This window comes from Silvanigrella aquatica (genome assembly GCF_001907975.1).
GTDB lineage: Bacteria > Bdellovibrionota_B > Oligoflexia > Silvanigrellales > Silvanigrellaceae > Silvanigrella > Silvanigrella aquatica.
In genome coordinates this window covers 2,931,073-2,943,667 of record NZ_CP017834.1, presented here as the reverse complement: position 1 = coordinate 2,943,667, position 12,595 = coordinate 2,931,073, and the positions used below count along the sequence as shown (strand labels likewise).

At 33.9% G+C, this 12,595-nt stretch carries 11 protein-coding genes and 1 pseudogene; 4 read left to right on the top strand and 8 right to left on the bottom strand.

Translation table 11 applies throughout. The annotated features are described in order from the left end of the window. Nucleotides 1–201: 201 nt before the first annotated feature. Nucleotides 202–2,163, top strand: coding sequence for a glycoside hydrolase family 18 protein (locus tag AXG55_RS12525; RefSeq protein ID WP_148698448.1), 1,962 nt, complete (start codon nt 202–204; stop codon nt 2,161–2,163). An 11-nt stretch (nt 2,164–2,174) separates the two neighbouring features. Here the strand turns inward: AXG55_RS12525 and AXG55_RS12520 are convergent, their stop codons facing one another. The 6 genes and pseudogenes from AXG55_RS12520 to AXG55_RS12495 all read right to left on the bottom strand — a co-directional run bounded on the left by AXG55_RS12520 (nt 2,175) and on the right by AXG55_RS12495 (nt 6,620). Further along, nucleotides 2,175–2,570 (bottom strand): hypothetical protein, encoded by a 396-nt coding sequence (locus AXG55_RS12520; RefSeq protein WP_148698447.1) that lies wholly within the window; start codon nt 2,568–2,570, stop codon nt 2,175–2,177. Nucleotides 2,571–2,604: 34 nt separating this feature from the next. Continuing rightward, nucleotides 2,605–2,958 carry a hypothetical protein gene (locus tag AXG55_RS12515; RefSeq protein ID WP_148698446.1) on the bottom strand — a complete coding sequence of 118 codons (354 nt, stop codon included), beginning with the start codon at nt 2,956–2,958 and terminating at the stop codon, nt 2,605–2,607. A gap of 19 nt (nt 2,959–2,977) precedes the next feature. Then, nucleotides 2,978–4,591, bottom strand: coding sequence for a trypsin-like peptidase domain-containing protein (locus tag AXG55_RS12510; RefSeq protein WP_148698445.1), 1,614 nt, complete (start codon nt 4,589–4,591; stop codon nt 2,978–2,980). A 337-nt stretch (nt 4,592–4,928) separates the two neighbouring features. Further along, nucleotides 4,929–5,258 carry a DinB/UmuC family translesion DNA polymerase gene (locus tag AXG55_RS12505; RefSeq protein ID WP_233231213.1) on the bottom strand — a complete coding sequence of 110 codons (330 nt, stop codon included), beginning with the start codon at nt 5,256–5,258 and terminating at the stop codon, nt 4,929–4,931. A 65-nt stretch (nt 5,259–5,323) separates the two neighbouring features. After that, nucleotides 5,324–5,716, bottom strand: a pseudogene (locus AXG55_RS12500) (Y-family DNA polymerase); the annotation flags it as partial. A 34-nt stretch (nt 5,717–5,750) separates the two neighbouring features. Beyond that, nucleotides 5,751–6,620 (bottom strand): Bd3614 family nucleic acid deaminase, encoded by an 870-nt coding sequence (locus AXG55_RS12495; protein WP_148698442.1) that lies wholly within the window; start codon nt 6,618–6,620, stop codon nt 5,751–5,753. Between the two features lie 235 nt (nt 6,621–6,855). Here AXG55_RS12495 and mdcA point away from each other — a divergent pair, with 235 nt between their 5' ends. Then, complete coding sequence (mdcA, locus tag AXG55_RS12490) at nt 6,856–8,499, top strand: malonate decarboxylase subunit alpha (protein ID WP_419248047.1); 1,644 nt, start codon at nt 6,856–6,858, stop codon at nt 8,497–8,499. Here mdcA and AXG55_RS12485 read toward each other — a convergent pair. Together AXG55_RS12485 and AXG55_RS12480 are read right to left on the bottom strand one after the other, a co-directional pair. Beyond that, nucleotides 8,496–9,308 (bottom strand): sulfite exporter TauE/SafE family protein, encoded by an 813-nt coding sequence (locus tag AXG55_RS12485; protein ID WP_148698441.1) that lies wholly within the window; start codon nt 9,306–9,308, stop codon nt 8,496–8,498. The two genes, mdcA and AXG55_RS12485, sit on opposite strands and share 4 nt — an antisense overlap. 23 nt (nt 9,309–9,331) lie before the next feature. After that, the gene (locus tag AXG55_RS12480) at nt 9,332–10,213 is read right to left on the bottom strand and encodes a 3-hydroxybutyryl-CoA dehydrogenase (RefSeq protein ID WP_272866925.1); all 882 of its coding nucleotides are present in this window, start codon (nt 10,211–10,213) and stop codon (nt 9,332–9,334) included. Between the two features lie 286 nt (nt 10,214–10,499). Between AXG55_RS12480 and AXG55_RS12475 the strand changes: the two genes are divergently transcribed. Next, nucleotides 10,500–10,991, top strand: coding sequence for a hypothetical protein (locus AXG55_RS12475; protein WP_148698439.1), 492 nt, complete (start codon nt 10,500–10,502; stop codon nt 10,989–10,991). Nucleotides 10,992–11,461: 470 nt separating this feature from the next. Then, entirely contained in the window at nt 11,462–12,574 is a 1,113-nt protein-coding gene (gene nadA / locus AXG55_RS12470; protein WP_148698438.1) for a quinolinate synthase NadA, read from the top strand. Nucleotides 12,575–12,595: the final 21 nt, after the last annotated feature.

Below are 12,595 nucleotides of genomic sequence, written 5' to 3'. Positions count from 1 at the left end.
AAAAAATAAGAAATATTGGTACGTTAATTTATTGTTAATTAAATTAAAATTGCAAAATTAAGTTTGACAAGTTATTTTTAACAAATTATTATTCTCAACATTGTAAGCCTTACAGTAAATAATGCTAATAAATTTCAACTTGTACATAGTTAATATTATTTTATGTCTATTTTTGCGAATTAAATAAGAAGAGGTAACGTTATGATCCGCAATGCAATCATTGGCTCAGTTGTTTCTCTTTCGTTTTTAAGTAGTTCTGCGTTTTCTGCATCAAGTGTTGTGGTGACGCAAGAGAATTCTGGTAAACTTAATATTGATACAAATGGAAATCCTGGGTTGCCAAGCAAATATCAAGGTAACAGAAAAGTAGCAGGCCTTGTATGGAATTATAGTGGACCTTGGTGGCCAGAGAATCTAATTCCGCCACCTATTTCACCTAGAAATTACGGTGTATTATTAAAGGAAAACAAAGCACCACTTAATTTTAATGGGTATAATGCAAATCTCGAATTAAATACTCCTTTTACAAATACGAGTAATAAAATTGTTGGTCTTTATTTGCCTGAATGGGCATATTGGGAAAGAGGTTATCCCGCCGATTTTACTCCCGTTAAAAATGTGACCCACGTTTTTTATAGTTTTTTAGCAATATGTGATTATCAAAGAGCAAATGCCACAGAAAATAATGGTCTCTTGAGTGTTGATAATAAATATGGTGCTGCCATATTAAAAGCTATGTGCGGCCGCGGTATGTTTCCTGGAAAAACTGGATGGAATTATGATCAAAATGAATATGATAAATATAAATGGGAAGATCAAGATGTCGGCGTAGTTGCGGACAATGGTGGTGTTCCTGCGGAAGACTTTACCGTAACAAAATATGATCCTCAAGCATCTTATTTTATGCTGAAGTCTATGCAAGAAATGAAAAAAGCAAATCCAAATGTAAAAATTATGGTCTCTGTCGGAGGATGGACATTAAGTTCTCCATTCCACTCAATGGTTTCTTCACAAACTTCACGTGATGTTTTTGTAAAGTCTATTGTGAAGTTTTTAAAAGCAAATTCTTATGTCGATGGTATCGATTTAGACTGGGAGTTTCCAGGTGGAAATGGTGCCTTTCCTGGTTTAGCAAAGGCAGGTTATTTAGCTGAAAAAGCAAATTATACTTTACTTGTAAAACAACTGCGTAGCGCTCTTGATTCGAATTTTTCAGGAAATAGTCGCAAACAGATCAGTGCCGCTGTCAGTGCCTCTCCTGCGAAATTGGCAGCAATTGATTTTAATTCCTTAAGAAATGATTTCGATTTTATTAATGTGATGACTTACGATCTTTATGGTGCTTTTTCTCGTTATCCTGATCATCAAACAGCGGTCTATTCTAAACCTGTGGCCGCACCATTTGGAGCACCGGGTAGCAATGACATTGTGAAAGATGAAACTGGAAATAATATAATTATTGGACAAAATCCAGCAACACAAGCAGAAGTCCTTCGTAATTATAGTATTGAAGGTGCCATTAAATATATTATTAAAAATAATCCTCAATTTCCAACTCAAAAATTAGTGGTAGGAGCCGCTTCTTATAGCCGCGGATGGCATACCATTCGTGTGAAAAAAGAGCATGACAAATTATTTTGGCATGGCGTTGCTTCAGGACCTGATGGCGCCTTAGGTGTGAATGGCACATTCGAAAATGGTGTAACCGATTTCAGAGAAATATATGATAAATATATGGCATCGGGAAATAATGAAAATTTATATTATGATGCTCAAGCAGAAGCAGCATATACTTGGCAATTTAAATCTTCGGATGGTGCAACCATTTCAGCCAATGTAGAATCCTTCGATTCACAACGTTCTGTCATTGCCAAAGCAAAACTTGTTAAAGATTATAATTTGGGTGGATTATTTGCTTGGGATGCCTCAAGCGACAATGGTTTGATTTTAAATGCTATGAATGCAGGTTTATGTAATAAAAAAGGAGATGGCTCTTATTATAATTTTCAAGAACAATTTGCTGCAGTGGTGAAAAGTGTTCCTAATGCAGATGGTTCTGTTACAGAAAATATTTTAAATTCACCAAGCGATACATTGTATAAATTTAATGGTTCAAATTATTGTGCTAGAAGTAACAAAATTGCAGATGTCTCTAGTAGATAAGTATTTGATTTTTAATCAAATAAAATTTGGGGATTTTTTAATTTTATTATTCTTCCAATACTAATGAATTTTAAAATCCCATTACTTCCTAAAATCCCAATTTCTGCTTCTGGATCACATAAGCTTAATAAATTCTGTAATGTAACAAGTTGTTTCCTGTTTAGCTTAATACCATCTATTTGACTTCGAGATATCTTAATAAAACAAAGTTCAGCTAAATGATCGCGTATTTTTGATTCATCGCCATCCTGCAAAATATCATTTGTTACTTTACTTTGAAGGTCAGGATGTCCTTTATCACGTAAATCATAAATGGCATTAATGTGCCACCATTCATCCGTAGGGTACCACTCTCCATCGGCAAGGATCCATCCGCTGATTTTATTCAAATGATTGGCTTGGTGCATAAGCTAATATTCCTTTTGGAAAACAGGGCCATCCTTAAAAGGGAGAATGGACATCACGAGATAAAAATTCTGGCGTTATTATTACCAAACCAGAAAGCAATCCCCAAGCACTTTGTCGTGAAATAGCGACTAAAAATAATTCAAGATGATTTGGAATTTCGGCAAGAAGCGATTTGTGAATCCCGGCATCTCTAACAGCATAGCGAAATAATTCAATATTTTTGATTATTCCGCTTCTTTGAGATGCCCCTTTGGGCTGGCTTTTGTAATTCCCATAAGTTGAATTTTGTGATCCGCAAACCATGCTCCAAGCAATTGTGCTGGTGTGTGAATTTGTTTCTATGACAAGTGCGCTAGGAAAGCGGGGGGATTGCCGCTCTCGTGCCAATCGTATGATTCGATTTTATTTAGCTATTCATGGGCAAAATGACAGCAGAACGTGAGCCGTCTTCTCTTCCAATTAAAAGGAATATGACAGAAGTTTGTGCTTTTTTCGACTTTTCAAGAGCTTCTTCAACTTGTTTCATTGTCATAACATCTTGGCGGTTCACTTGAAGAATCACATCTCCTTCTTGCAGACCTGCTTTTTCAGCAAGACTTCCTGACATCACTCCTGCAATGGTCACTCCTTTGCCTGAGGCAGGCGCTTTATTCGAAAGAACTAAGCCATATGAAAAAGCTTGAGTTTTAGCTTGCTTTGGATCGGGAGAACCGTCTGCTTTATCATCTGCAGACATTTTTGAAGGCATTTCCGTAACGCTGGCTTTGAGTTCAATGGGTTTGCCATTTCTTAAAACACCGAGTTTTACAGTTGTCCCTGGTTTTAAGAATAAAATTTGGCGTTGAATATCAATACTGGATTTAATGGGTTTATTATTTACGCTTTGAATAATGTCATAGGGCTGGAGTCCTGCTAAAGCTGCGGGGCTTTTTGGAACCACGCGCATAACAAGAGCACCTTCCGCATTAGAATCAATTTTCATTTCTTTCTTCGCGGCATCACCAAATTTATTGAGGTCATACATTTCTACTCCAAGATAAACTTGAGAGAATTTTCCATTGTTTATAATGGAATCCGCGACAAGGCGAACGGTATTAGATGGAATAGCAAATCCAATTCCAATGCTTGTTCCATTTTTGGAATAAATAGCTGTGTTCATACCAATGACTTGTCCATCAAGATTCACCAAGGGGCCGCCAGAGTTTCCGGGGTTAATAGCAGCATCGGTTTGAATAAAACTATTGGCACCGGTGATTCCTAAGGAATCGCTCGACCTTTGTACTGCACTTACAACACCCATTGTTAATGTTTGAGGAAGTTCAAAAGGCGCGCCTAAAGCTATTGCCCAGTCACCTACTTCAACTTCATTGGAATCGGCAAGGCTAACTTGTTTTAATTCATTAGAAGGTTTGAAATCTTCAAGTTTAAGAACGGAAATATCAACATTTTTAGCAGTACCAATCACTTTTGCTTTGAATTTGCGGTTATCGTAAGTTGTTACGGTAATTTTGTCGGCACCTTCGATGACGTGATTATTTGTAATAATATAGCCATTTTTTAGATCTACGATAAAGCCGGAACCACCGTCAGTTTCGACAGACTGTCGTTTCTCTTTTTGATTATTAGGTCCTTTAAATTGCGGTGGCATAAAGGGAAAAAAGAAATCGTCGGGAAATGGAAAATCATTTTGTCTTACAGCAACTTTTTTTTCTGCAATAATGAAAACCAGGGCGGGTCGGCTTTCTTTTGCAATACCTGTAAATACTTTTTTAAACGATTTTAAAAATGCGGAGTCAGAATTGGGAGCAGGTGTCGCTGCAGGAGGCAATGAGTAGGAAATGCCCGCTTGAGCGCTTAAATCTTTTGCGATTTTAGTAACTTGCTCGGGATATAAAACCAACATTCCTGCGCTGGCTATTCCAAAAAGGGCGGCAATAGAAACACCGGCAATGATGATATTTTTTGTCCTTGCTTTCATGAATTGAACAACCTTTGTCGATTCTGGTTTTTCTGATCTCATTTTAACCTCCTAATATTATATCATATATTCCCTAGATGTTAATCTTTAGGAAAAAGTCTTCGCACTTGGAATTTTATAGCAGAAAGAGGTAAGAGAAGTCGATAGCCATAAATTTTTCACAATTGAAAAAAAATAGTAAAAAAATAATAATTTCAAATATTTAAAATACTTTACCACTTATGTAGAAATATATATAAGTGATGAAGTTGTCTTTTTTTTTTACACTCAAGCTAAATGAAAAAAAAAAATATATTCTCCATTTAATATTTAAGTGAGAATAATGCTAAAGGTCTAAAGAAAATCTTCAAACAAAGTAACTTGATTCATGTTGTCTTGATCAATGATTGATATTTGAGACAGACAATCCCATGAGTCGAGTTGCTAAGGGAGAGGCATAGAGTTCATCAAAAAGTTCTAATGCAATTTTTTGAATCATATCTTTTTTGTGAAAATATAAAGGAAATATTTTAGATTTTGTATGGAATTTAAAATTAAAATATTTAATTTTAAGTATTAATGTTTTAGCTACCAAATTTCTTTTATTTATTTCAACACATAAACTGTCGATAATTTTATTGAGCTCAATAATTAATTTTTCGTGTGAAATAATATCTTGAGCAAATGTTGTTTCTTCACCAAGTGATTTTCTGACATGACTTGTTTCCACTTCGGATTCATCAATCCCACAAGCGCAATCGTATATCCACTCATAATTTTCGCCAAATTGAGTTCTTAAATATTTTTTTCCGAAGCAACAACATTAGCGCAAGTCATTAAATTATGATTTGAAAATTTTTTAAATGTAACTGGACCAATGAAAGGAATTTTTTTTAATAATAGAGGTTGCATAAATTGAAATGCAAAATGCGGTTTTACAACCGCAATGCCGTTTGGCTTATTTATGTCGGAAGCAATTTTTGCAATCATTTTATTTGGAGCAACACCTGCAGATGCGGTTAATTTTGTAAGATCGAATATTTCATTGCGTATATGTTCTGCCAATTCCGTAGCGGATGAGTTTTGGCATTCTAAAGTAACATCTAAGTAAGCTTCATCAAGAGACATCACTTCCATTTTTGAGGAATAATTTGAGATGATTTGAAAAACTTCTTGAGATGCTTGTTTATAGGATTCAAAATAAAGCTACTTTATTAAATTATTATTTCAAATTATCAATCTTTTCTTCAATATTGATAATTAGTTCCTCAGGAGATTGTGCAGCTCGCTTTCTTTCCAATGTTCCTCGATTTAATACTGTATATTTTGCCATAGAACCTGGATCATCATGAAGAAAAAAAACTTTTAACAATTTAATGTCTTCAGTGCAAGTCCAAATCATTCCAGCGCACATTTTACAGGGTTTTCGTGTTGTGTATAAAGTTGTGTTCTTGGGAAGAGGTTTTTTAAATGTTTGATAAAAACTTTGAATTAAATTGACTTCAGCATGTTGCGTTTTATTTTTTGAATTTTCATTTAAGCCCACAGCGAGAATTTTAGACTCTTCTGATACTAAGATGCATGCAATTTTTCTGTTTGATTGGTAGAGCTCATTTTCTTGAGTTATATTGTGTGTTATATTTTCTGCAATTTTTATAAAATTGAGATGTTCATTTGGTTCATCATATATTAAATCTTCTGATTTTATTTTATTTTCAAAATGATATTGAAATTTGTTATTATATTTTATTTCCTGAATTTTAGCAGGAATAGGCTTACAATAATTTACACCAAATCCTAAAAATTGATGGCGTTTTGCAGCAACTTTTATCATTCCTAAACACATTTCAGTTAATAAATAATTATAATAAATTTTATTTCTAAGAATGGTTTGACATTTTTCTGGAAATTTATCATATATGCCCTGAATCAACTTTGTAATAGCACTTTCTGGAGTCTTAGTTTTATAGCGATGTTTTGAATAATAAATCGTGTCTTGATGTATTAAAAAGGCAATATCCGTATTTTTATATATTTGTATTAATTCATACATAATTTGTTTAATTATAGGATCTTCTTGTAACTGCTTCATTTTTCACCTTGAATGAAAAAAATTAATAAACATATCTACTAAGCATAAAATAGTCTTATTATCAAGGCTAGTTTTTTTATAAATCAAGTATCATTTTTTTCCGTATCTTTTTTAATATATTAGAATTTTTTTGATCATTTTTTTATTGCATTAATTTTTTAATCATGTATTAAATTTAATTAAGAAAAATTGAAATAAAAAATTTGTTTAATGAAAGGAAAAATGAATCATGTCTATGAATATGAATTTTTCAGAGTTAAAGCAAAATAAAAAAAACAGATTAAAGAGAGTTCAAAATTTTCTTGAAGGAAAGTATGTTCAAAAAGAAAATATTGTTAAATTATTAGAAAATTTAATTGAACCCATGGATACAGTTTGCATTGAAGGAAATAATCAAAAACAAGCCGAATTTCTTGCAAAATCATTTGTGCAGGTTGATCCTGAAAAAGTGAATCATATTCATATTATTCAATCATCACTTATTTTATCAGAGCATATTGAAATTTTTGAAAAAGGAATTGCAAACAAATTAGACTTTTCTTATGCGTCGATTTTTGGTTCGCGCCTCTTAGAATTAGCTCAACAGGGTAAAGTAACAATACAAGGAATGCATACTTTTTTAGAATTGTATTCGCGCTATTTTTTAGATTTAACACCTCGCGTTGCTCTCATTGTTGCAGAAAAAGCAGATAAAGAAGGCAATTTATATACAGGTGCAAATACCGAAGATACTCCTGTCATTGTGGAAGCCACAGCATTTCGCAATGGCATTGTCATTGCAGAGGTGAATGAAATCGTCGATAAACTCCCTAGAATCGACATTCCCAGTGACTGGGTTGATGTTGTTGTTTTAAGCCCCAATAAACCGTTAATAAATCCTCTTTTTACAAGAGATCCTGCAAAAATAAATGAGACAAAAATTTTAATGGCGATGATGATTATTAAAGGAATTTATGCAAAATATGGTGTGAATCGTTTGAATCATGGTGTCGGATATTGTACCAGCGCCGTTGAACTTTTATTACCAACATATGCTGAAAGTCTAGGTTTAAAAGGAAAAATTTGTCAATATATGGCTATGAATCCTATCCCTACACTGATTCCTGCTATTGAAAGCGGTTTTATAAAAAAAGTTTGTGTTTATGGAGGCGAAACAGGAATGGATATTTATGCGAAATCACGTCCTGATATTTTTTCAACAGGACGTGATGGTACTTTAAGATCAAATCGCTGCTATTCACAAATGGTCGGACTTTATGGAATAGATTTATTTGCTGGTGCTACACTACAAATGGATATTTTTGGAAATAGTACTACAGCAACATTGGGAAGAATTACAGGATTTGGAGGTGCGCCCAATATTGGTGGAAATTCATCGGGGCGTAGACATGCGACACAATCTTGGCTTATGGCAGGAAATGAAAATAAAAAAAATGAAAATGATATTTTAAGGGGTAAAAAACTTGTCGTGCAAGCGGTGGAAACATTTCAGCCCTCAGGAGCTCCTTCTTTTGTAGAAGAATTAGATGCTTGGAAATTGCAAGAACAATTGAATATGCCATTACCCCCTATTATGATTTATGGCGAAGATGTCACACATATTGTTACAGAAGAAGGTATGGCAAATTTATTATTATGTCGTACTGCAGAAGACAGGGAACAGGCAATTCGTTGTATTGCCGGAAAAACATCCGTGGGATTAAAACGTGATTTAAATAAATTAAATGAACTTCGTGAAAAAAGGATTGTAACCTATCCTGAAGACATTGGTATTCATAAAAGTGAAGCCAGTCGCGATCTCTTATCTGCAAAATCAATTCAAGATTTAGTGGAATGCTCTCAAGGTTTATATCAACCACCTGCAAAATTTTTGCGTTAAGTTAACAGTTTTAAAGATATGAGATATAAAAGAATAGCAAAGCATCTTTTTAAAATTTTCGGAGATAATTTTACTGAGATTTTACTTCCAATAGGGGCAAAAAGAATGCTCGTTATGGAGACACCTAGCACTGCAGGTAAATAAATAAAACCAATGGCACCTTTAGGTAAGTTCGAATTTCCAGAACTTAACAATATAAAAATAATGGTTCCAAAAATTGTTATAAAAAATCCTAATGCTGCAGAAGTTCCTATTGCTTTATGCATGTCTCTGCCAAAGTAAGTTAAAAAAGGAATAATAAGTGTTCCTCCTCCCACGCCCAATATTCCAGAAATCAATCCAATAAATATGCCACCAATGGAAAAAGTAAATGTATTTTCTTTTACGAGTTTGGGTTTTGTGGGTGAGTTCAGTGGTGGATCTTTTTTAAAAAGCATTTGCGTTGCAATAAATATCAAATAAATTCCGAAAATAATTGTTAACCTTTTTTTGTCAAAACTATTGGATAATAAAACTCCTGTGATCACACCTAAAATAATTCCAGGCGCAAATTTTTTCAACACATTCCATTCTACTCTTTTTAATTTATTATGCGCTATTGTGGCAGATAAAGTTGTAAAAATCATGGCCGTCAGTGAAGTACCAATAGCAAGATGAATTACAATATCGGGATTTATACTACTGTGTAAAAAAATAAATGTGAGCATAGGAACAACAATCACGCCTCCACCAAGACCCAGAAGTCCTGACATAAGTCCTGCTCCGCACCCTGCCAGAAGATATAAAAAAAAACTGAGTTCAAAAGACATGAAATTATCCTTAATTTTGATACTTAGTATTTATAAACACCTTGCCCTGTTTTTTTACCAAAATGTCCGGCATCTACATATTTTTTTAACAACGGACAGGGTCTGTATTTGCTGTCACCTAAACCGTCGTGTAAAACTTTCATAATGGCATAACAGGTATCTAACCCAATAAAATCGGCCAATGTTAAAGGTCCCATAGGTTGGTTGGTTCCTAATTTCATTCCCGCATCAATATCTTCGGGAATGGCAATGCCTTCCATTAAGGTATAAAAAGCTTCATTAATCATCGGCATTAAAATGCGATTTACAATAAATCCTGGATAATCCTGGGAACAAACTGTTACTTTACCCATTTTTTCGGAGAGTACTTTTGTTATTTCATAGGTTTCCTGTGAAGTGGCATGGCCACGAATTATTTCTATTAGTCCCATTATAGGAACAGGATTCATAAAGTGCATTCCAATAAATTGATTGGCGCGATTGGTAACAGAAGCCAATCGTGTGATGGGCAAACTACTTGTGTTACTTGCGAATATAACATGGGCAGGGGCAATTTTATCGAGTTGTGAAAATATTTCTTTTTTTAAATTCTCGTTTTCGTTTATAGCTTCAATAATAAAATCGGCCGAACTTAAATCAGACAATTGCGTTACTTTTTTAATTCGACTTAAAATAGCAGGAGGATGCTCATCTATTTTTCCCTTTTCAAATAGCTTGGCTAGGCTTTTTTCAATTCCTAAAACAGCTTTGCTTAATCCCTCAGCGCGATTGTCGCACAACATAACGCTAAAACCAGCCTGTGCTGCTACCTGCGCAATGCCGCTTCCCATTTGACCCGCACCAATAACAGCCATCGTTTTTATACTTAAACTTTGAACCATGTTTTCCTCCGGATTCCAATTCAGACTTTTGCTTACATTAACAGAAGAATTTATTGAAACCCGATTTTGAATGGTTCGTCAACATGCTTAATTATTATGCGAGAATTTTTTATAAATTGGTTATCTTATAATAATAAAATATTTAATGGTAATCTAAAAAGATTGATTATATTTAAAATATTAATTATAACACTTTTTGTTGTTTTTATTATTAATTATTTTATAAATATTGTAATAAAACAATAAAAAAATATTTTTCATTAGTTGTCTCGTAAAATAAATTAGTAAATAAAAAAGGAATATAAATTTTATGAAAAAAATATTATGTGCTGTCTCTTTATTGTCCACTATTTCTGCATTTGCAAATGAAGAAAATAATATTGAAGGCATAAGTGAAGTCGAGTGCTATGACAACAATAGTTGTTTTGTTGATATTTATAATTATAATGACATAAATAACAAGAGACTCAAATTCGATTTTCATGAAAATGAAGCTGCTATTTATTTTTCCACCTACTATGAGCACAATCCAGAAGAAGGAGTTTTTAATGTCTGTCTGAAATATGAAGATAAGTGTAAAATTTTTCGCATTCGTGGCAAAGCAGAAAAAGCATTTTCAGATGGATTTTTTTCAAATAGAGAAAAAAGAAACCCAGTCATTTTAGGAGCTGTTATAAGGGAAATATTAAAACAATCTGAAAGAGTATTTACCACTCCTCAAGGAAAGAGAATTGCTCAATATTTGGGACTGAAAGGTGATTTGGTTCTTGCTATGGCAGCGGAATCTAATAATAAAAATTAAAAATAGTAAATTATAAAAAGCAAAGAAAAAATAAAAATTATGTTTAAAATAATAATAGCGTATATTGCTTTCAGAGGAATTTTATGATCTTTAATTTCACTCTTGTTTTCAATTTCAATTGTTTTTAGTCTATTTTTTTACTTTTTCTTTCTAATTTTTTAACTAAATCATCTATATCTCCATACCACAAAGTGATAAACATTTGTTCTTTCCCTTCATTTTTGAGAATGAATATTTACAGTCTAAAAATAGCGATAAAAAGGGCATAAGAAAAATCAATTCATGATATAGCAGATTCAATCTGAATTTCTAGCCATTAAAAAATCTTATTAAATCACAATTTTTTAATAATGCTTCTTAAGAACTAACCAATCCTTCAAGAATTGCTCTTGAGATGTTTTCTAAGATATGCTCAAGTTAAAAGTGTTAACCTGTATTTTACAGGATGCTTTGTTTAAGGGCTTTTATTTATGGCAATAGCTTATCAAACCCCACTTCCTGCTCCTTATCCTTCATTAACTGAACAAGAAATGCGGGATCGCATTAAAGAAGTCAGAAATTATTTCGGAAAAAAACTCGTTGTTCTAGCGCATCATTATCAACGTCCTGAAATTGTGGAATTAAGTGATGTGCGTGGTGATTCCTTACAATTGGCACAATACGCCGCGCAGCAAACAGAGGCGGACTACATTGTCTTTTGTGGTGTCCATTTCATGGCTGAAGGTGCGGATATTTTAAAAACGGGGAAACAACTTGTTGTTTTGCCCGACCTGGGCGCGGGATGTGACATGGCCGACATGGCCGATGCTGACGACGTAATCGATGCCTGGGAACAGCTTGTGGAGGTGGTGGAACATGAAAGTATTATGCCTGTGACTTATGTAAATTCATCTGCGTCGTTAAAGGCTTTTGTGGCTGAAAAAGGCGGTGTGATTTGCACCAGTTCTAATGCAGGTAAAATTGTCGATTGGGCTTTGCAGGAAAGAAAAATTCTTTTCTTTTATCCTGATCAGCATTTGGGAAGAAATACAGCTAAAAAATTAGGCATTCCTTTGTCAGAAATGAATTTATGGGATCCGAAAAAAAACTATGGTGGGCTAACACCTGAACAAATTAAGCAAACAAAAGTCATGCTATGGCAAGGTTGCTGTCCTGTTCATATGATGTTTAGTGCGAAACAAATTGATATCATTCGTGCGAAAGATCCTGAATTTAAAATTATTTCTCATCCGGAATGTGCCATGGAGGTTGTCGACAAATCTGACTGCTCGGGGTCAACGGATTTTATTGTCAAAACCATTGCGGCCAGTCCTGCGGGTAGCAAATGGGCTGTGGGTACAGAATTAAATTTGGTCAATCGCATAGCGAAAGAGAATCCAGATAAAAAAGTGGTGAGTATCAATCCCTTTATGTGTCTGTGTGGAACAATGAACCGTATCGATCTACCTCATTTAACTTGGGCACTTGAGCAAATTCGCCAGGGGACACCGCAAAATGTAATTACTGTTACAGAACCCACTCGGAGTCTTGCGAAACAGGCTTTAGAACGTATGCTTGAAATGAGCGTAACTTTAAATAGATAATTTTATTTCATGGGTGAAAAT